General features: G+C 68.9%; 18 protein-coding genes, 1 tRNA gene and 1 pseudogene. 6 read left to right on the top strand and 14 right to left on the bottom strand.

The window, feature by feature from the left end; translation table 11 throughout:
• Positions 1-41: 41 nt before the first annotated feature.
• The gene (locus HDC31_RS02825; protein WP_046747658.1) at positions 42-587 is read right to left on the bottom strand and encodes a carboxymuconolactone decarboxylase family protein; all 546 of its coding nucleotides are present in this window, start codon (positions 585-587) and stop codon (positions 42-44) included.
• Positions 588-710: 123 nt separating this feature from the next.
• Here HDC31_RS02825 and HDC31_RS20470 point away from each other — a divergent pair, with 123 nt between their 5' ends.
• Complete coding sequence (locus tag HDC31_RS20470) at positions 711-1562, top strand: AraC family transcriptional regulator (RefSeq protein ID WP_046747657.1); 852 nt, start codon at positions 711-713, stop codon at positions 1560-1562.
• A 30-nt stretch (positions 1563-1592) separates the two neighbouring features.
• Here HDC31_RS20470 and HDC31_RS02815 read toward each other — a convergent pair.
• From HDC31_RS02815 to HDC31_RS02805, 3 genes are all read right to left on the bottom strand, one after another.
• Positions 1593-1663: transfer RNA gene (locus HDC31_RS02815), tRNA-Cys, on the bottom strand.
• A 13-nt stretch (positions 1664-1676) separates the two neighbouring features.
• Complete coding sequence (locus HDC31_RS02810) at positions 1677-2927, bottom strand: aminotransferase class I/II-fold pyridoxal phosphate-dependent enzyme (RefSeq protein ID WP_233437328.1); 1251 nt, start codon at positions 2925-2927, stop codon at positions 1677-1679.
• The gene (locus HDC31_RS02805; protein WP_113681058.1) at positions 2924-4285 is read right to left on the bottom strand and encodes an aminotransferase class I/II-fold pyridoxal phosphate-dependent enzyme; all 1362 of its coding nucleotides are present in this window, start codon (positions 4283-4285) and stop codon (positions 2924-2926) included. Before HDC31_RS02805 ends, HDC31_RS02810 begins: the two co-directional genes overlap by 4 nt.
• Before the next feature lie 99 nt (positions 4286-4384).
• Here HDC31_RS02805 and HDC31_RS02800 point away from each other — a divergent pair, with 99 nt between their 5' ends.
• The gene (locus HDC31_RS02800) at positions 4385-5170 is read left to right on the top strand and encodes a DNA/RNA non-specific endonuclease (protein ID WP_113681080.1); all 786 of its coding nucleotides are present in this window, start codon (positions 4385-4387) and stop codon (positions 5168-5170) included.
• A gap of 15 nt (positions 5171-5185) precedes the next feature.
• Here HDC31_RS02800 and HDC31_RS02795 read toward each other — a convergent pair whose 3' ends face one another.
• From HDC31_RS02795 to HDC31_RS02780, 4 genes are all read right to left on the bottom strand, one after another.
• The gene (locus HDC31_RS02795) at positions 5186-6274 is read right to left on the bottom strand and encodes an alkene reductase (protein WP_258546371.1); all 1089 of its coding nucleotides are present in this window, start codon (positions 6272-6274) and stop codon (positions 5186-5188) included.
• A 63-nt stretch (positions 6275-6337) separates the two neighbouring features.
• Entirely contained in the window at positions 6338-6853 is a 516-nt protein-coding gene (locus tag HDC31_RS02790) for a MarR family winged helix-turn-helix transcriptional regulator (protein ID WP_113681060.1), read from the bottom strand.
• 66 nt (positions 6854-6919) lie between these two features.
• The gene (locus HDC31_RS02785) at positions 6920-7375 is read right to left on the bottom strand and encodes a MarR family winged helix-turn-helix transcriptional regulator (RefSeq protein ID WP_046747651.1); all 456 of its coding nucleotides are present in this window, start codon (positions 7373-7375) and stop codon (positions 6920-6922) included.
• A 1-nt stretch (position 7376) separates the two neighbouring features.
• Complete coding sequence (locus HDC31_RS02780) at positions 7377-9131, bottom strand: MDR family MFS transporter (protein ID WP_218867287.1); 1755 nt, start codon at positions 9129-9131, stop codon at positions 7377-7379.
• A gap of 93 nt (positions 9132-9224) precedes the next feature.
• Here HDC31_RS02780 and HDC31_RS02775 point away from each other — a divergent pair, with 93 nt between their 5' ends.
• Positions 9225-10115, top strand: coding sequence for an alpha/beta fold hydrolase (locus tag HDC31_RS02775; RefSeq protein WP_231728730.1), 891 nt, complete (start codon positions 9225-9227; stop codon positions 10113-10115).
• Between the two features lie 25 nt (positions 10116-10140).
• Here HDC31_RS02775 and HDC31_RS02770 read toward each other — a convergent pair whose 3' ends face one another.
• Positions 10141-10911 carry a glycosyltransferase family 2 protein gene (locus tag HDC31_RS02770; RefSeq protein ID WP_061015414.1) on the bottom strand — a complete coding sequence of 257 codons (771 nt, stop codon included), beginning with the start codon at positions 10909-10911 and terminating at the stop codon, positions 10141-10143.
• Between the two features lie 85 nt (positions 10912-10996).
• Here HDC31_RS02770 and HDC31_RS02765 point away from each other — a divergent pair, with 85 nt between their 5' ends.
• Entirely contained in the window at positions 10997-11593 is a 597-nt protein-coding gene (locus HDC31_RS02765) for an HAD family phosphatase (protein WP_113681061.1), read from the top strand.
• A gap of 12 nt (positions 11594-11605) precedes the next feature.
• On the opposite strand, the gene HDC31_RS02760 is transcribed toward HDC31_RS02765, so the two are convergent.
• Positions 11606-13414 carry an oleate hydratase gene (locus HDC31_RS02760; RefSeq protein ID WP_113681062.1) on the bottom strand — a complete coding sequence of 603 codons (1809 nt, stop codon included), beginning with the start codon at positions 13412-13414 and terminating at the stop codon, positions 11606-11608.
• A gap of 118 nt (positions 13415-13532) precedes the next feature.
• On the opposite strand from HDC31_RS02760, the gene HDC31_RS02755 reads away from it, so the two are divergent.
• Positions 13533-14288: a methyltransferase domain-containing protein gene (locus HDC31_RS02755; RefSeq protein ID WP_113681063.1), complete on the top strand. Its 756-nt coding sequence runs from the start codon at positions 13533-13535 to the stop codon at positions 14286-14288.
• A 29-nt stretch (positions 14289-14317) separates the two neighbouring features.
• Here HDC31_RS02755 and trpS read toward each other — a convergent pair.
• The 3 genes and pseudogenes from trpS to HDC31_RS02740 form a co-directional block, all read right to left on the bottom strand.
• A pseudogene (trpS, locus tag HDC31_RS02750) lies at positions 14318-15359 on the bottom strand (tryptophan--tRNA ligase).
• A 188-nt stretch (positions 15360-15547) separates the two neighbouring features.
• Positions 15548-16849 carry an aspartate--tRNA(Asn) ligase gene (gene aspS / locus HDC31_RS02745; protein ID WP_113681064.1) on the bottom strand — a complete coding sequence of 434 codons (1302 nt, stop codon included), beginning with the start codon at positions 16847-16849 and terminating at the stop codon, positions 15548-15550.
• Between the two features lie 77 nt (positions 16850-16926).
• Positions 16927-17946, bottom strand: a complete 1020-nt coding sequence (locus tag HDC31_RS02740) for a DMT family transporter (protein ID WP_257021919.1) — start codon at positions 17944-17946, stop codon at positions 16927-16929.
• A 46-nt stretch (positions 17947-17992) separates the two neighbouring features.
• Here HDC31_RS02740 and HDC31_RS02735 point away from each other — a divergent pair, with 46 nt between their 5' ends.
• Positions 17993-18592: a TetR/AcrR family transcriptional regulator gene (locus HDC31_RS02735; RefSeq protein ID WP_113681065.1), complete on the top strand. Its 600-nt coding sequence runs from the start codon at positions 17993-17995 to the stop codon at positions 18590-18592.
• A 9-nt stretch (positions 18593-18601) separates the two neighbouring features.
• Here HDC31_RS02735 and HDC31_RS02730 read toward each other — a convergent pair whose 3' ends face one another.
• Positions 18602-19957: an MFS transporter gene (locus tag HDC31_RS02730; RefSeq protein ID WP_164734117.1), complete on the bottom strand. Its 1356-nt coding sequence runs from the start codon at positions 19955-19957 to the stop codon at positions 18602-18604.
• Positions 19958-19960: the final 3 nt, after the last annotated feature.

Genomic DNA, 19960 nt, shown 5'->3' with positions numbered 1-19960 from the left:
CCGGGTCCCTGCGGACCCGGCCCCTTCGTCTGCGACAGCGCTCAGCTCGCGCGACGAAGAGCCACGCTCGGGAAGTCGATCGGGACGTCGAGGGCGATGTTCACGTAGTTCGTGAACAGGTTCAGCGCGACCTGGGCGATCGTCTCGACGATCTGCTCGTCGGTCCACCCCTGCGCGCGCACCGCGTCGACATCCGCCGACGACACCTGACCGCGCTCCTCCACCAGCTTGAGCGCGAACGCGAGCAGCGCCGCGGTGCGCGGGTCGTCGGACTCGCCGCTCTGCGCGGCGGTGAGGGCCTCACGGCTGAGGCCCGCCTTCTTGCCGAGGGCGGTGTGCGCGGCGAGGCAGTACTGGCAGGAGTTCCGGTCGGCGACGGCCACGGCGATCTGCTCGCCGATGGCCGGACCGAGCGAGCCGCCGCCGAAGGCGCCGAACGCCCCCCACATGCTGGTGAGAGCCGCGGGAGAGTTGGCGACGGCGCGGAACATCGCGGGTACGGCCCCGAAGGCGCCGGCGATCTGATCGAGCTGTTCCTTGACGTTTCCGGTGGCGTTGTCGCGGTCGATGAGAGGGACGTTGGGCACGGGATGCTCCTTCGATTGTCGAGTCGGCCCGGATCCGAGCCGACTCCAGTCTTTCGACAATGATCGGACGATGCGCACCATAACGTCTTGCTTTCATGACATATCGTCCCGGATACTGGGAGCGTGTCCGATATCGATCGCCTCTCTCCCCTCCTCGAGCGGTTCCGCGTGCGCACGCGGCTGTTCCACAACGGGCCGCTGTGCGGCACGACGGTGTTCCCGGCGAGCGGTGGACACGGTTTCCTGCACGTGCTGCGACGAGGCGAGATGGAGGTGACGCATCGTCGGGCCGACGGCAGCAGCGAGCGCGCGCTCATCTCACGGCCGAGCCTGCTGTTCTTCCCGCGGCCGGTCGACCACTCGTTCCTGAACGCGCCGACCGAGGAGTCCGACTTCGCCTGCGCGACTCTCGATTTCGACGGCGGCGCGACCCACCCGCTGGTCCGCACACTGCCATCGTCGATCGTGCTGCCCCTCGATGAGGTCGAGACTCTCGGCCCCGCACTCGACCTGATGTTCTCTGAGGTCGACAATGTGCGGTGCGGACGCCCGCTGGTGGCGGACCGCATGTTCGAGGTCGTGCTCATCCAGCTGCTTCGATGGATGCTCGATCACGCAGAGCAGCTCGACCTCGCACCGGGGCTCATCCCCGGCCTCGCCGACGAGCGGCTCGCCCCCGCGCTCGTCGCCATGCACGAGGAACCGGGGGAAGCGTGGAGCCTGGAGTCCCTCGCCCGCACGGCGAACATGTCGCGCAGCGCGTTCGCCGCGCGATTCAAGGAGGTGCTCGGACGCTCGCCCGGCGACTACCTCACCGAGTGGCGGCTCACGATCGCACAGGAGCAGCTGCGTGGCGGCATGTCGGTGAGCGCGGTCGCGGCGCAGCTCGGCTACGCGAGCTCCTCCGCCTTTTCTCGGGTCTTCGCCCAGCGCATCGGACACTCGCCGAGGACGTGGCTGACGCTGGCCGCCTGAGGGTGTGCGTTCCGGCGCCGGGCCGTTGAGAGGTGGAGGCAGGAATCGAACCTGCGTGCACGGTCTTGCGGACCGCGACCTGGCCACTCGGTCACTCCACCGGGTCGGACGAGCTCAGCGCTGAGGCGGTGAGTACCCGTCCAGGAAGGCACCGAGACGTCGGAGTGCATCGGTGAGCACATCGGCCTCCGGGAGGAAGGCGATGCGGAGGTGATCGGGAGTCTGCAGATTGAAGGCCCGCCCATGCACGAGGAGGATCCGCTCGGCGTCGAGGAAGTCCAGCACCAGCCGCTCGTCGTCGACGATGCCGTGCACCTCCGGGTCGAGGCGGGGGAACAGGTACAGTCCCCCGCCCGCCACCTGCACGTCCAACCCGGCAATCCCGCCGAGTGCGTCGAGTGCGGCATCCCGCTGCCGGGTGAGCCGTCCGTCCTGCGCGACCAGCTCGTCGAGCGAGGCATCATGGGTCAGCGCCGCGGTGATCGCGTGCTGCGCCGGAACGGAGGCGCACATGCGCATCGAGGCGAGCAGACGCACCCCGGAGAGGAAGGGATCGTCGGAGTGGAATCCGGTCGCGGTCATCCACGCGGCGCGATAGCCCGCGACCCGGTGCGTCTTCGAGAGTCCCGCGAAGGTGACGCAGGGCACGTCAGGAGCGACCTGTGCAGTCGAGACGTGCTCGAACCCCGGGTAGACGACGCGGTCGTAGATCTCGTCGGAGAGCAGCAGCAGGCCATGCCGCCGCGCGAGCTCGGCGATCTGCTCGAGAACCTGTCGCCCGTACACCGCGCCGGTCGGGTTGTTCGGGTTGATCACGACGATGGCCGCAGTCCGAGGACCGATCGATGCCTCCATCGCCGCGAGGTCCGGCGCCCACCCCTCGGCTTCGATGCACGGGTAGTGCACCGCCCGCCCACCGGCCAGCACCGTCGATGCCGTCCATAGCGGGTAGTCGGGACTCGGGATCAGCACCTCGTCGCCGGGCTCGAGCAACGCCTGCAGCGTGAGGCCCACGAGTTCCGAGACACCGTTGCCGACGGTGATGTCATCGATGGCAAGCGCGGGGAAGCCCGGGCGGAGGGCATAGTGCGCGCTGATCGCCTCGCGCGTCTCCGGAAGCCCCGCGGACTCGGAGTAGCCGTGCGCATGGGGCAGGGCTGAGCGGAGCGCCTCGACGATGGCCGGAGGAGCATCGAACCCGAACGGTGCCGGGTTGCCGATGTTGAGACGGAGGATGGACTCCCCGCGCTTCTCCAGCTCGGCCGCCCGGTCGGCGACCGGGCCACGCAGGTCGTACAGCACACCTTCCAGGCGCGAAGAGCGGCCGATGCGCGATTCGGCGCCCCGAGGCCGGCCGGCCATCATGCGTCCGCTCCGGACGAGTGCGACCCGCCGGCCACAGCCACGAGATCGTCCACGAGTCGCTGAGCCTCGGCATCATCGAGGGCGTGCACGGTCAGACGGAGATGCGTGGAGCCCTGCGCGCTCTCGGTGTCCAGGGCGAACTCGGAGCCGGGCCGCACGAGCCACCCGCGCGACGCGAGACGTCGACCGACCTTGGTCGCATCGTCGCGGACATCGACCCACACGTTGAGGCCACTGTCCGCCTGCGCCTGGACTCCGCGCGCATCGAGCTTCGACACGAAGGCCTCGTTCCGTCCGGCATAGTGCTCGCCCGCTGCGACGATCGACCGCTGCACCTCGTCATCGCGCAGCATCGCTGCCGCAAGCCGCTGCATCACATGACTCACCCACATCGTTCCGGGGCTGAGCCGCAACGCGAGACGTCGCGCGGTCACCGGATCGGATGCCGTGACCGCCAGGCGCATGTCCGGCCCCAGGAACTTCGACACCGAACGCACCAGCGCCCATCGCTGCTGCGTCGGCGCGATGATGCTGGCGTAGGGCGTGGGGTCGAGCAGCGAGAAGTGGTCGTCTTCGATGACCAGGACATGAGGATGGTCGGCGAGGACTTCGCGCAGCGCGAGAGCCCTGGTCGCGCTGGTGCCGACGCCCGTGGGGTTGTGCGCGCGAGGGGTGCAGACGATCGCGCGCGCACCGCTCTCGAGTGCAGCCCTCAGGCCCGCGACGGTCATGCCCTCGCGATCGACCGGGATGGCGACCGGCACATATCCGGCGAGCCGCGCCGTATGGATGCTGGAGAGGAAGCACGGATCCTCGAGGCCGACCCGGTCGCCCTGCACGAGCGTCTGCGCGAGGAGACGCTCGACGGCGTCCACCGCTCCTGCGGTGATCGACAGCCGGAACGGACGCGGGTGATCGGCGGCGATCCAGTCGGTCGCCCATTCGGCCAGGTCGGGGTCTATCACCGATTCGCCGTAGAGCACGTGCCCCGGGGTGACCGTGGCGAACGCGGCCGCGAGGTCGGGAAGACGCGCGGCATCGGGGTTGCCGCTGCCGATGTCGCGCAGCACCGAGCCCGGGGTGAACCCCTCGTCATGATTCTCCGCCGGCCCGAGCACGGTGGTCCCGGTGCGACCGCCCGTGGCGGCGATGCGCGCGGTGACCAGCGATCGATAGGCGGCCAGCACCGTGTTCCGGTTCACGCCGAGGCGGGCCGCGAGGGAACGCACGGGCGGCAGCTGATCGCCCGGAGCATAGGCCCCGCGCTCGACGAGGTCGCGCACGCTCTCGGAGATCTCCGCAGCGGTCGAGCCCACGATCGCCTCCGAGACTTCTTCACGATCGGGTGCCTGAGCCATGCTTCGACCGTAGGGGATCGTTTGACCTATGTCAAAACTCGACCCGTTGTTTTCGAGATCGAACGGGTGCGCGTCGGAGGCCCGGTGCACGATGGGACCATGAGCGACGGCTACGACGCGGAGTTCCTCGGGACGCCCCTCCCCCTCCCGCGCCCTGCGCACGACGTGCGCACACTCCCTTACCCCCGGTTCACGGTGCTGCTCGACCCTGAGCGGCGCCTGGCAGCGGTCACGGCCGTGAACATCGACGGCGCCACGTTGCAGAGCCTCCCCCGCACCGGCGACTGGCGGCTGGACGAACGCCTGCGGCCCGACGAGCAGACCGGGCCCGAGGTGTACGCCCGCAACGATCTCGACCGCGGACACCTCGTGCGCCGACGCGATCCGGGCTGGGGACCGCCCGCCCCCGCCCGCGCGGCCAGCGAAGCGACCTTCTTCTACCCGAACGCGGCTCCGCAGGCGGCCGGGTTCAACCAGTCCAAGGAGCTCTGGCTCGGCCTGGAGGATCACGTGCTCGCCTATGCGGAGAGCACCGACCAGCGGGTGTCGGTGTTCACCGCGCCGGTGCTCGAGGACAGCGACCCTCCCTACCGCGGCATCCGAGTGCCGCTCCGGTTCTGGAAGGTGGCGGCCTGGCGAGGACCGGATGGGCTCGCCGCAGCCGGCTTCGTCCTCGATCAGTCCGACCTGGTCGACACCCGCGAGGAGCAGAAAGCCGTCCCGCTGCTCGGCGGCTTCCGCACGTTCCAGGTGCCGATCATCGACATCGCCGCCCTCACCGGCGTCGACCTCGACGCACTGACCGAGGCCGACGTGCTCGCGCGACCGGGCGCCCGTGAGACGGGATGGCTGCCCCTCGACACGGCGAAGGACATCGTGCTCTGAGGCGAGCGCGCCGCCTCAGACTCCGGCGCGGACCGACTCCAGCGACGGGTAGTCGGTGTACCCCTCGGCCGTGCGACCGTAGAACAGCTCGGGGCGCGGAGGGTTGAGCTCGGCCCCCTGGGTCCAGCGCTCCACCAGGTCGGGGTTGGCGATCACGGGACGGCCGGCGGCGACGGCATCCGCCCACCCGTCGTCCACGAGGCTCTCGGCGGCATCCCTGGTCGTGTCGATCCCGAAGCCGGTGTTGACGATCAGCGGCGCACCGGCCGTGCGGCGGATGTGCTGCACGAGCTCGCCGGCGGGGTCTACGTGGAGCACGTCGACGAACGCGAGACCGAGAGGTGCGAGCCCTTCGGCGACCGCGGTGTAGGTCGCGTGGACGTCTGCGGCGTCCTCTTCCAGCACACCCTGGATGTTGTGCTGCGGCGAAAGGCGGATGCCGGTGCGATCGGCTCCGATCGCCGCAGCGACGGCCTCCGTGACCTCGATCGCGAAGCGTGCCCGGTTCGCGGGTGATCCGCCGTAGCCGTCGTCACGCGTGTTCGACACCGGAGACAGGAACTCGTGCACGAGGTACCCGTTCGCACCGTGCACCTCGACGCCGTCGAAGCCCGCGGCGATCGCGTTGCGCGCCGCCTGGGCGAACTGCTCGACGACGACGGGGATCTCCTCGAGGGTGAGCGCATGCGCGACCGGGAGATCGGCCTTGCCCTGCGGCGTGCGCGTCTGTCCGGGGGCGGCGAGCGCGCTCGGGGCCACGACGCGCGCCTCGCCCGAGATCGCGGGGTGCCCCACGCGTCCCCCGTGCATGAGCTGCATGACGATGGTTCCGCCCTCGTCGTGCACGGCGTCGGCGATCTGCTTCCATCCGTCGATCTGCGCCGGGGTGACGATGCCGGGCTGACCAGGGTACGACTTGCCCTCCGCAGCCGGCCAGGTGCCTTCGGAGATGATCAGGCCCTGCCCCGCACGCTGGCGGTAGTACTCCGCCATGGTCTCGGTCGGCACACCCTCGTCGTCTGCGCGGGTGCGCGTGAGGGGCGCCATCACGACGCGGTTGGACAGCTGCAGGGCGCCGAAGAGGGCGGGTTCGTAGAGAGTCACAGTGGGAGACAAGGCACGGGCGGAGCGCTGTATTCCCTGCGGCATCTCACCTCGCCGGCCGTCTCACCTCGCCGACGGTGCCTCTCCGCCCCCGAGCCCGGCGAGCAGGTCGGCGAAGTGGTCGAGGTCGGCCGCGGTCCAGTTGCGCAGCCGCTCTCCGATGCGTCCTTCATACTGCGAGCGGGCGAGGGCCACGCGCTCCTGGGCGAGATCGGTCGCGACGAGGACGCGAGCCCTGCGGTCGTCCGGGTCCGGCACGCTCTCGACGAGTCCCAGCTGTTCGAGCTGGCGCACCTGACGACTCACCGCGGATTTGTCGGTCTGCAGGCGCTCGATGATCGCACCAGCCGAGGTCGCCTTGCCCGTCGCGATGGAGGTGAGGACCTGATATCCCAGGGGCTGCAGATCGGGGTGGACGGTCGCCGCCGCCTCGCGCCAGCCGATGCGGATCCGCGCGAACAGACGGCCCAGCTCCTGCTCGACCCTGGTGACGGCCTGATCGAGATCTTCGTCGCCGAGCCGATCCGTCGTCGAGGCGGATGCAGGGCGATCGGCAGGGGCGTCGGGAGAGGCGCTCATGCTCGCCAGTGTACGGCGAAGCCCCGCTGTCGATCGTGACAGCGGGGCCTCGGCTCAGACTTCGCCTCAGACTTCGGCGAGCAACCGGAAGGCCTTGGACGCCGCCCGGATCTCCTCGGGAGTCAACTCGTCGATCACGGCCTGAAGGCGGGTGCCGTACTCGCGGCGGACCTCGGCCAGCGCGGTGCATGCCACGGGGGTCGCGCTCAGCACCCGGAGGCGCCCATCCCGCTCATCAGGGCGGGACTCGAGCAGCCCGAGCTCCTCCAGCATCCGCACCTGCCGGCTGATGACCGACTTGTCCATCTCGAACCGCTCCGCGATCTCGTGCGCATTCGCGGTTCCCGCCCGGTCGATGAAGGTGAGCAGCTTGTAGCCGGCCACCTGCAACTCCGGGTGGACCCGGGCCGCAGACTCCCTCCACAGCGACCGGGTCCTCGCGAAGATGAGGTTCAGATGCGCCTGGAGGTCACCGAGCGCACTGTCGACGTCCGCCGACTCCACCGCTCCGGGGGCGAGCATCTCAGCGCTCCTGGTCCCGATCTTCGCGCTCGAGCACGCGTACCGACCCGGTGGTGGGGGACGCCGACTCCGCGCCGTCGATCCGGATGGATCCGGTGGCGAGTGACGCGCCGACCTCGGCCTCGGAGACCTCGATCACCGATTCCTCGGCCTGCTCGAGCATCTGCTCCGCGGCGTTCTTCGTCGACAGCGGCTTGTTCTTGATGAACGCGATCGCGATGATGGCGATCACGGCGAGCGGAATCGCGATGATGAACGCATCCGCGATGCCGTGCCCGTATGCACCCTCGACCATCGCGCGGATGGTGTCGGGCAGCTGGCCGACCTTCGGCACGTCTCCGGAGGCGAGGTGCTTGAGCGCCTCGATCTCGGCAGGTGTCGTCGGCACGAAACCGTCGAGCGCATCGGTGATGTAGTTCGCGACGCTCGTGGACAGCAGCGACCCCATCACGGTGACGCCGATCGTGCCGGCGATCGTGCGGAAGAAGTTCACGTTCGACGACGCAGCGCCCAGCTGCTGCGGCGCAGTGTCGTTCTGCACGATCAGCGTGAGGTTCTGCATGACCATGCCGAGTCCGGCACCGAGCACGAACATGTAGACGGCGACGAGCGGGAACGGCGTGTCGTAGCGCAGGGTGGCCATCAGGCTGACGCCGATGGTGGCGAGGACCGAGCCCGTGAGCATCCAGCCCTTCCACTTGCCGAAACGGCTGACGAGCTGTCCGATGATGATCGACGCACCCATCTGGCCGATGATCATCGGGATGGTCATGAGGCCGGACTCGGTGGGCGTGGCACCGCGGGCGAGCTGGAAGTACTGCGCGAGGAACACCGAGGTGGCGAACATCGAGACGCCGATCGCGATCGAGGCGATGACCGACAGGGTGAAGGTGCGGTTGCGGAACAGCGACATCGGCACGATCGGTTCCTTGACGAAGAACTCGACCGTGATGAACGCCGCGATCGCGACCGCCGCGGTGACGATGAGCATGATGCTCGTCGAGGAGTCCCAGTCGAACTGGTTGCCGCCCATGGAGACCCAGATGAGCAGGGTCGAGACGCCGACGGCGAGCAGCACGATGCCGAAGTAGTCGATCGACACCTTGGTGTCACGCTGCGGCTTCGGCAGGTGCAGCGTGAACTGCAGCAGCACGAGGGCGAGGATCGCGAACGGCACGCCGACGAAGAAGTTGGAGCGCCAGCCCCACACGTCGGTGAGGAGTCCGCCGAGCAGCGGGCCGCCGATCGTGCCGAGGGCCATGATGCCGCCGACGACGCCCATGTACTTGCCGCGCTCGCGCGGGGAGATGATGAGCGCGACGGCGATCATCACGAGCGACATGAGGCCGCCCACGCCGATGCCCTGGATGACGCGAACGGCGATGAGCATGTTCGTGTCGGTCGAGAAGCCGGCGATCACGGTTCCGACCGTGAAGAGGATGAGGGAGATCTGGACGAGCACCTTGCGGTCCACAAGGTCGGCCAGCTTGCCCCAGATCGGGGTCGAGACGGCGGTGGCGAGAAGGCTCGCGGTGATGACCCAGGTGTACTGGGACTGGGTGCCGCCGAGGTCGGCGATGATGACGGGCATCGAGGTCGACACGACCGTGCCGGAGAGCACGGCGACGAACATGCCGACGACGAGGCCGGAGATCGCGGTGAAGACCTCGCGAGCCGAGCGTGTCTCGGAAGCGGGGATGGGGGTCTGTGTCACGGGGTAACGCTCCTGCGTAGAAAGTTGATCGAGGTCAACCATACGCCTTTAGTTGCCAAAGTGCAACTAAAGGCGTATGCGACGCTGCGGCGAGCGCACCTCCCCCGCGAACACGCCGGGGAGTACCTTGTGAGCGTGTCGACGGATTCGAGGAGTGGGCGGGCGCTCGGTGCCCCGGCAGACCTCGACGCGGCCATCGGCGACGTCGATTGGACGGTGCCACCTGCGGGCTCGCAGCGGTCGACGTTCTCCGCACCGAGCGGAGACTTGTCGGTGATCTCCCTCGGCGACCCCGCGAATCCGCGCGTGGTGCTGGTGCCGGGAGCGACGGGATCGAAGGAGGACTTCGCCCTGATGCTCCCCCTGCTGGCGGAGGCGGGGTACTTCGTGCAGTCGTTCGACCTGGCGGGGCAGTACGAGTCGCACGCCGCCGGTGCGAATGCGAGGTACACCTATGAGCTGTTCACGGGCGATCTGATCGCCTTCCTCGAGGCAGGGACTCGAGCGCACCTGCTGGGGTACTCCTTCGCCGGCACGATCGCCCAGGTCGTCGCCGTCCGCCGTCCTGACCTCGTCCGATCCCTCACCCTGCTCACCACTCCCCCCGGTTCCGGCAACGTGTTCGCGAGCATGAAGTGGCTGGGGCCGCTGGCGCCCATCGCGAGTCCTCGGCGCGGCGCTGGACTCATGATCTGGGGGATCGTGACGAACAAGAACCGCGTCCCGCCGCGGCGACTCGAGTTCGTGCGCTCACGGTTCGCCCTGACGAGCCGTCGCAGTGTCGACGAGATCGTGGGACTCATGATGGTCGCGCCCGACCTGCGCGACCGCGTGCGGGCGCTGCCCGTGCCCAAGCTCGTCGTCGCGGGCTCGCACGACCTGTGGCCCCTGGCCGCGCATGAACGGTACGCGCACGACATCGACGCGGAGTTCCGCGCGTATGCGACGGGGCACAGCCCGAGCGAGACGACGCCGCATCAGCTCACCGCCGACCTGCTCGATCTGTACTCCCGCGCGCGCGACTGACTCGCCGCACGCGTCACCGCCCGCTTCACCGGCCGACGGACGATCCACCCGATCGGTCGACCTCGCGACGCGCCTGCCGTCGAAGGCGCAACGACTCCGGCGACAGATGCAGGCGCACGGTGGGCACGACGTAGCTCAACCGCCGCCGGAGCGACGCCCAATCCTGGAACGGTCGGGCCGACACCTCGACGACGAGGTCACGGTCCCGCAGCACCGTCATCTCCGGCCGCACGTGGAACGACAGATCGAAATCATCGTGGATGTTAGTCTCCTCGCGGTGCACCTCGGCGCTCAGCGTGCGCCAGACCGCGGCGCGCATCGCCATGTTCGACCCGTAGAGCGGCGCATGCCCGAGGACGGGCGCCATGGTCGCGTACATGCCGCCGATGTAGAGGTGCTCCCCCATCCAGTGCACGAGCGGCGTCGATCCGTAGAAGCGCGGATCGCCGGTGAGGAAGTCGACGTCCGGGCGCTCACGGAACGTCCGCTCGATACGCTCCACCCAGTCAGGGTGGGGGCGGGAGTCGGCGTCGAGCCTCGCGATGATGTCGCCCGTGGCTGCGTCATAACCGGCCGCCGATGCTCGGGGTATCCCCGGGATCGGCTCGCTCACCACCCGCGCGCCGAACCTCTCGGCCACGTCGACCGTGTCATCGCTGCTGCCGTTGTCGACGATGACGATCTCGTCGGCGTGCCGGGTCTGCCGCGCGAGAGCGGCGAGACACACCTCGAGCAGCCGGGCGTCGTCGCGCACGGGGATGACCACCGAGACGGAGCGCGGGAACACGGACACCATCGTTCTCCTCCCCCTGGACCGGCGGTTTCCAGACACAGTCTCCTCTGTGGACGGCCGAGCGCGGCGATTGAGCGAGGATGGTCGGATGATCCGTGTCGTCCTGTTCGACCTCGATGGCGTGATCCGGCACTTCGACGCCAGGAACACGGCGACGATCGAGCGCCGCTACGATCTCGCCCCCGGAGACATCGAGCGCATCGCCTTCGCCCGCCCGCTGATCGACGAGGTCACGACCGGGCGGATCACCCGAGCCGAGTGGGTGCGCCGTATCGGCGCGCGGGTCGGGACGGCTGCTGCCGAAGAGTGGAGCGCGCAGCCCGCGATGATCGACGACGGCGTCCTGGAGCTGATCGACGACGTCCGGGAGACAGGAATCCGCACCGCCGTACTCACCAACGGCACGGACACGATCCCGGCCGAGATCGCGGCCCACGGCATCGCCTCCCGGTTCGACGCGGTCTTCAACTCCGCCGAGATCGGATACGCGAAGCCCGACACCCGGACGTTCCGTCACGTGCTCGACGCGCTCGACGTGAAGGCGGCCGAGGTCTTCTTCACCGACGATTCGGCGTCGAAGCTCGTCGGAGCACAAACCCTCTCGATGCACACTCATCACTACCGGGGAGTCGACGACCTGCGCGCTCGACTCGTCCAGGCGGGCGTGGACGTCACGGCCGGGTGAATCGTACGCGCCTCACTCGACGGCGTCATCCGCTCGCTCGCGCCTCGTCGTGCCGCCGTGCTCCGGGATCAGACCGAAGTCGGTCAGAAGCTCTCCCATCTGCGTGTTGTCGAGTCGGTCGAGCAGCTTGCCCTTGACGAAGTTCGGACCGGGGATGTGCACCGCTTCGCCATCGCGCAATCGTGCGGTCGCCTTCAGCAGATATCGGATGTCGTACGTCGAGTTGAACACCTCCGGCACCCCGCGCTCGATGTCGAGCAGTTCGTAGGTCGCCTCCATCGCGGTTCGCACCGAGTACTCGGTGGTGAAGATCGTGTCACGGGTGGTCTCGGCGAACTGCCCGAGGAATGCGAAGTTCACGCTGCCCTCCGGCACGACCTCCGGGCGATCTCCGGCCTTGCGCGGCAAGAAGAACGAGGTGACATACGGCATCATCACCGGCACCGTCTTCGCCCCCGACGCCGCCAGTTCCGGGATGTCTTCGACAGGAACCCCCAGATGGTATAGCCACTCCTGTGCGATCTCCTCACCCGTGCAGTCCTGCATCGGCTTCTTGACGAAGTCGCCCGGCGTCTCGACGAACAGCGCGTACACCCACACCACGATCTCGTTCGGTTTCTGCGACTTGAAATGCGGCTGCCGGTTGACCGTCCAGCTCAGCAGCCAGGAGGAGTCCTTCGCCGTGACGATGCCGCCCGTGACGACCTTGCCGGAGAACGGGTCCCGCTGGGCGATCCGCTCGATGTAGGCGGGGATGCGCTCGTCGATCGTGGTGACGGTCGCCGACTCCCACTTGGTCTTGGGGATGTCGTTGCAGAACACCTCGGGGCGCCCGAAGTCGGGCGACTTCGCGGCGACCTTCTTCCAGAAGTCCCACGCCGGAGCCGGACCGTCCTTGAGCTTCGCGGGCGTGTGCTGGTCGCCGTTGTCGGAGTTCTCGGTGAGCGAGCCGATCGTCATCAGACACAGGTCGTCGGGGCCGAGGTCGACCCCGCCCGCCTCTCCGTCGGCGATCCAGTCGATGCGCGTGGCCTGCTTGCGGTCGTCCGTGATGTCGAAGCGCACGTCGGTGACCGTGTGGTGGAAGCGGAACTTCACACCGTGATCGTCGAGGAACTTCTGCATCGGCAGCACGAGCGACTCGTACTGGTTGTACTTGGTGAACTTGAGCGCAGACAGATCCGGCAGCCCGCCGATGTGATGCATGAACCGGTGCAGATACAGCTTCATCTCCAGCGCGGAGTGCCACTCCTCGAACGCGAACATCGTGCGCCAGTACAGCCAGAAGTTGCTCGCGAGGAAGTCCTCGCCGAACACCTCGTCGATGCGCTTGCCCTCCATCTGCTCGCGCGTGGCGAGAATCACATCGATGATGTCCTTCTGCGCCTTCTCCGACAGCGTGAACAGCTTGTTCGTGTGGGCATCCTGCCCCTGCTTCTCGGTCACCCGACAGAGCGAGAAGTTCGGATCGTCCTTGTTCAGCCAGTAGAACTCGTCGAGCACGCTGGCGTCCTCGATCTCGAGAGACGGTACCGAGCGGAAAAGGTCCCAGAGGCACTCCATGTGGTCCTCGAGCTCGCGCCCGCCACGGATCACGAAGCCCTTCTCCGGATACTTGATGCCGTCGAGCGCTCCGCCGGGAAGGCCGAGTTCCTCGAGGATCGTGATCCGCTCCCCGGCGATCTGGCCGTCGCGGATCATGAAGATCGCCGCAGCCATCGCGGCGAGCCCTCCCCCGACCAGCCATACGGTCTTGTCGTCAGCACCCTCGGGCTTGCGTGGCCGCGCGAACGCCTCGTAGTTGCCGTTGCTTCGATACATGCCGATCTTCCTTCCCACCCACCGGTCGATTCGCGACCAGTAGACAGGAGCGCCGCGACGAAGGGAAGAGGAAGCCCGTCATCTCACCCGCTGAAGGCGAGGCTGGGAGAATCGACGCATGACGGAATCCTTCGAGACGCTGATCGAAGCCGGACGCACCGCAGACGTCACAGGGTGGGACTTCGCGTGGCTGGACGGACGGGCGACCGAAGAACGGCCGCCCTGGGGGTACGCCCGGTTGCTGTCCGACCGCCTCGCCGGAGCGTCGGCCTCGCTCGACATCCAGACCGGGGGCGGTGAGGTGCTCGCCGAAGCCGCGTCGTTCCCGCCTGTCGCCGCGGCGACAGAGTCGTGGCCTCCCAATGTGGACCGGGCGACGCGGCTGCTGCACCCTCGTGGCGTGGTGGTCGTCGCCGACCCCGATGAGCCGCCGCTCCCCTTCGCGGGGGAGGCCTTCGACCTGGTGACCAGCCGGCACCCCGCGACGATCTGGTGGTCGGAGATCGCCCGGGTGCTGACGCACGGCGGCACGTACTTCGCCCAGCACGTGGGTCCGGCGAGCGCGTTCGAGCTGATCGAGTTCTTCCTGGGGCCGCAGCCCGACGCGCGGCGGGGTCGTCATCCCGACGACGAGCTCTCCGCCGCAGAGGCCGCCGGTCTCCAGGTCGTCGATGTGCGCACCGCTCGCCTGCGCATCGAGATCCATGACGTCGCCGCCGTCGTCTATCTGCTGCGCAAGGTGATCTGGTGGGTGCCGGGCTTCACCGTCGACGACAATCTCGACCGGCTCCGCGATCTGCACGACCTCATCCAGGAGGGTGGACCGTTCGTCGCGCACTCGACCCGTCACCTCATCGAGGCCCGCCGCCCTTAGCGGACTTGCGCTCCGCTGCCGGCGCCGCGTCAGTACACGGTCCCCATCGCCGCACGCACCTCGTCGAGGGTGACGTCCGCGATCGCACGGGCGTGCTCGTTGCCGCGCTGCAGAACGGAGCGCACGAGGTCCCCGTCCGCCGCGAGTTCTCGCCGTCGGGCCCGCAGAGGCGCCAGGAAGTCGTTCACCGCCGTCGCGGTCAGCGCCTTCAGCTCGCCGCTGCCACCGTCTCCGACGGCAGCGGCCAGTTCCTCGGGCACGGCGCCCAGGCACAGAGCGGCCGTCGACAGCAGCGCCGAGACGCCGGGCCGACGCTCCGGGTCGAACGTGATCCGCCGCTCCTGGTCCGTCCGCGTGCGTCGGATCACGGCGACCGTCTCATCCGCGGTCATCGACAGGGCGATCGCGTTCCCGTAGCTCTTCGACATCTTCCGACCGTCCAGCCCTGGAACCTCTGGGGTCGCGGTGATCAGCGCATCCGGAACGGGGAAGATCGCCCCGTAGCGTTCGTTGAACCTCCGGGGCGATCACCCGCGTCATCTCCACGTGCGGCAGGTTGTCCTTCCCCACCGGCACCAAGTTCCCCTTGCAGAAGAGGATGTCGGCGGCCTGATGCACCGGGTAGGTCAGCAGCAACCCGCTCAGGGCGCGACCCGACGCCTCGAGCTCGGACTTGACCGTGGGGTTCCGGTGCAGTTCGGCTTCGGTGACGAGGCTGAGGAACGGCAACAGCAGCTGGTTCAGCGCAGGGATCGACGAGTGCGTGAAGATCGTCGTCCGCTCTGGATCGATCCCCGCGGCGAGGTAGTCGAGCACGGCGCCGTGCACGTTGTCGCGCACGTGCGCCGTCGTATCCCGATCGGTGATGACCTGGTAGTCGGCGAGCACGAGGAACGTCTCGACCCCGGCATCCTGCAGCCGTACCCGCTCCCGGATCGTGCCGAAGTAGTGCCCGAGGTGCAGCGCCCCGGTGGGGCGCTCCCCCGTGAGCACACGGAACCTCTCCGGATGCCGGGCCACGGCGTCGGCGACCTCCGTCGAACGGCGTGCGGTCGCGGTGAACGAATCCATCTGTCTCTCCCTGAATCGGGAGCCGCACGGAGTTCACGGGTGCTGTTCACGAACTGCCGTGCAGCCCATGAACATACGTCAACCGGCTGCTATCGCAGCCACCACCATGCAGAGCGGTTGATCGTCATGGAACAGATGCTATCGCGCACCGCGACCACGAGTTCACGGAGCGAGCCCCCGGTGACCGCTCAGGGCGTGAGCCGGTGCAGGTCGCGCGGGAACAGCGTCACCTCCCGGATGTTCGACGCCTCGATGAGCCGCGATACCCAGCGCTCCAGCCCGATCGCGAAGCCGCCGTGCGGGGGCATGCCGTGCGCGAACGCGGAGAGGTAGGAGGCGTAGGCATCGGGCGACTCACCGCGCGCCTCGATGGCGGCGACGTAGTCGGAGTGCCGGTGCAGTCGCTGTCCGCCGGTGACGAGTTCGAGCCCACGGAAGATCAGGTCGAAGCTGTTGCTCCAGCGCGGGTCGTCGGTCTGGGGGTGCGTGTAGAACGGGCGTTTGCGCATCGGGTACCCCTCGACGGCGAGCACGTCGCTGCCGTACCGCTCCCGCGCCCACTCCCCCAGCGCGCGCTCGTGCGCCGGCGCGAGGTCGGGCTCGTCTTCCGGGGCGCCGACCCGTCGAAGCGCGTCCTGGAAGTGGATCACCGGGATCTCGTCGGGGATCGCGGGGAGCGCGATGTCGAGGCGCTCGACGGCGTCGCCGCTCTCGGTGCGGATGCCGTCGATCATGCCCGCCAGCACCCGATGCAGCAGCGCGAGCACGTCGCGGTGGTCGTCGATGAAGCCCAGCTCGGCGTCGAGCGACACGTACTCGGCGAGGTGCCTCACCGTGTCGTGCGGCTCCGCACGGAACACCGGGCCTGTCTCGTAGACGCGCTCGAAGACGCCGACGAGTTGCTGCTTGAAGAACTGCGGGCTCTGCGCGAGGTACGCGGTCGAGCCGAAGTAGTCGACCGGGAACACGTTCGCCCCCGACTCCGTCACGGAGTCGACGAGCTTCGGCGTCTGGATCTCGGTGAACCCCTCGGCGTCGAGCGTGCGACGGAATCCGCGCAGGCTCGCCGCAGTCAGCTCCCACTTCGCCCGCTGCGCAGGGTGGCGCCAGGTGACGGCGGCATGGTCGAGCACGGTCGGCAGCGCCGCGTCGAGCGTGGGACGCCAGAGCTCGACGACCGGCGTGTGCGCAGGTTCGGAGAGCAGGGTGATCTCCGGCGCCGTCACCTCGATCCCGCCGGGGGCATGGGCGTTCGCGGTGGCCGTGCCTTCGATGCGCACGATCGTCTCCTCACCGGGCAGACCATCCACCGGCAGCTGTTCGGGTCGGAACACGATCTGCGCGAGCCCCGTGCGGTCGCGCAGGATCAGGAACGACACGGTGGCGAGTTCCCTGCGCCGATGAACGTGACCCAGGAGCGTGATCCGGGCACCATCGGGCATGGTGGAGAGTTCCGTGGCGAGCGTGCGGGCGGGGTCGGATGGCGACATGATTCCTCCAGGTGGCGAAAGCCCTGGAGGTGCGGGCGGGGGCTAGATCGCGGTGCCACCACACCTTCGCCGATCGCTCATCGGCCTCTCGTCGATACGCCGGACGCGCGGGAGCCGCTCGCCCCGAGAGGCCGAGGGTCGTCACTCCTCGCAGCTGCCGCCGCCAGCGTAGCATCGGGCTCCGGCTCGCTCACATCGCTCCCGCCTCGCGTCTCGCTCACCAGCACGGCCGCGACACCCGCCGCGCAGAGTCCGAATCCGAGGAGGGTGACGCCGGTGAGCGGCTCGCCGAGGAGGAGCGCCCCCGCTGCCGCGGTGGTCGGTGCGACGAGGAACAGCAGCGCGTTGAGCGCTGTGATGCCCACCCGGCGGAGCAGCCACCAGTACAGCCCGTACGCGGCGAGCGTCGGAGAGGCGGCCGCGAACCCTGCTGCCAGCCAGAACGACACCGACGCCGGAGGAACGAGAGCCCCGGACACCGCGGCGATCGGCACGAGCGCCACGGTCGTCACCGTCACGTGGATGGCCAGGGTCAGGAGGGTTCCGGTGCGCGGAGCCGAGCGCCGTTGCAGGAAGGTGCCGACGATCAGGCACGCCATCGCGAGAGCGGGCCAGACGTAAGCGGCGGGATGCGCCTCTGAATCGTCGAGCTGCGACCGCACCACCAGCAGGACACCGCCGGCTCCGACCACGAGTCCGAGCCACTGCGCACCGCGCACACGCAACCCGAGCAGCGGCCCGACGAGGACCGCGACGATGAGCGGCTGCACCGCATCGATCAGCGCGGTCGTTCCGGTCGCGACCCCCGCGGCGATCGCCGCGTAGACCGACACGCAGTACCCGAACTGCGCGAACAGGCCGATGAGCGCCTGCCGCCCGAGATCCGCCCGGCTCACGCCTCGCGCTGCCCCTGTGGCGGCGACGGCCACGAGCAGGACCACGGCCAGCGGCACGAATCGCCAGACGAGCAGTGTCAGGGGAGAGACGGCGTCGACGGCGATCGCGGGCACGAGGAATCCGGAGCTCCAGGTCACCACGAACGCCGCGGCCGCCAGAACCGTCGCCATGCCGTGAAGTAGACCGATCTGTTTACTCATCTGTGCGACTATACAGGTCTGTTTACTCAACGGCTATAGTGGAGGCATGGCCGTCCCGGTACCCGAACTCGCCCCGCTCACGCCGGGCGCCACACGCGTGCTCGACGCGGCGTCTCGCCTCTTCTACGAGCGCGGCATCCACGCCGTCGGTGTCGACACGATCGCAGAGGCGGCCGGGGTCACGAAGAAGACGCTCTACGACCGGTTCGGGTCGAAGGAGGCCCTGGTCGTCTCCTACCTGCAGCACCGCGACGCCCTGTGGCGCGCCCACGTCGCACGACACCTGGAATCCGTCTCCGGACCCGGGGTCGAGCGGGTGCTCGCCGTGTTCGACGCCGCGATCACCTGGTCCGACGAGTACAGCCCGAAAGGGTGCAGCGCCATCAACGCGAGGGCGGAGATCGGCGACGGCCACGACGGTCACCCGGTCTTCCCCGAGGTGTCGCGCCAGAAGGCGTGGCTGCTCGACCTCTTCCTCGAGCTGTGCCGCGAGGCCGGGGTCACCGAACCCGAGCTGATGTCGAAGGCGATGATGCTGCTCTACGAGGGCGCGATCGTCACGGTCGGCATGGAGACGTTCAGCGAGCCGTTCGTCGTCGCACGGCGACTCGCGCGCTCGACCCTGGTGGAGCAGGATCGAGGCTGACCCGCCCCCTCAGCTGTTCGAGGGGCGAGGAACCCTGCGACGCAGGAGCGGCACGACGGCGGACGCCACCACGACGATCGCGGCGGCGAGCGCAGCCGTGCCGAAACCGCCCGTCGCGACGACGGCGATCGTTCCGAGCACCGCGATGCCGAGACCTCCACCGAGGGCGAAGCCGACCTCCTGGATCGCTCCGACCTGTCCGGCGTCGTCTTCGACGGTGACGTCGAACAGCGCCGTCGCGGCGAGCGTCGCACCGATGCCGAACCCCAGACCGACGAGCACCAGCGGAGCAGCCACGACCTCGGGGTCGGTGAACAGCCACAGCATCCCGACCGCCTGCAGCAGGAGCGCACCCACGGTCAGGGTCTCGGTCCGCAGCCAGCGGAGCGCGATCGGGGCGATCACCCCGCCGATGGCGATCGCGGCGGCCTGCGGCAGGATCGCGAGGCCGGCCTCCGCCGCGGTCCAGCCCCTCGTGTCCTGCAGATGCAGGCTGACGAGCAGGACGGACGCCGAGGACACCCCGCTGGCGACGAGGATGCGGGTGATCGCGGGACTGAAGCCGGGGATCGCGAACAGGCGCATGTCGATGAGCGGTTCGGGCAGTCGGCGCTGGCGCAGGATGAAGTACACGAGGCTGCCGACAGCGACCACCGCGGCGATCACCGCCGGCACGGGGGCGGCGAGCGCCTCATGCAGTGCGAAGGCGAGTGCGCCGAGGGCCACGATCGACGTGACGATGCTCGGGAGATCCCACGACGGCGTCCGCGAGCTGCGGGAGTCGGGCACCAGCCACACGGCCAGCACTCCGGCGAGCGCCGCCAGCGGGACGCTCCCCAGCAGCAGCCAGCGCCACCCTGGACCCTCCGCCAGGAGTCCGCCGAGAACGGGACCGAGCGCGCTGCCCACTCCGAAGGTCGCGGTCCACAGCCCATAGGCGAGCACCCGCTCCCTGGCGTGATACTTGGCCCCGATCGTGGCGACCACCCCGGCGACGACGAACGCCTCGGCCACACCGAGGAGCGCCCGGATCACGATGAGCAGCAGACCGCTCTGCGCGAATCCGCCCACCGCGTTGAGCACGGCGAATCCGCCGAGACCGATCAGCACGATCCGTTTGCGCCCGAAGGCGTCGCCGATCCGCGCAGCGAGGATGAGGGTGGCGGCGAGGGAGAGTGCATAAACGTCGGCCAGCCAGAGCCCCTCGGTGTCGCTGAGTGCCAGCTCGCCGCGGATGGCCGGGAGCGCCGTGGAGACGCTGCTGATGGCGAGGGCGCCGATGAGTATTCCGAGGAGCAGGGGCACCATCGCGAACCAGAGACGGAGGGTCGAACGCGACGGGGACTGAGTGGGGGTGGAAGTCACGTG

It is taken from the genome of Microbacterium sp. JAI119 (assembly GCF_013410135.1).
GTDB classification, from domain to species: Bacteria; Actinomycetota; Actinomycetes; order Actinomycetales; family Microbacteriaceae; genus Microbacterium; species Microbacterium oxydans.
This window is presented reverse-complemented; position numbering and strand designations above follow the sequence as displayed.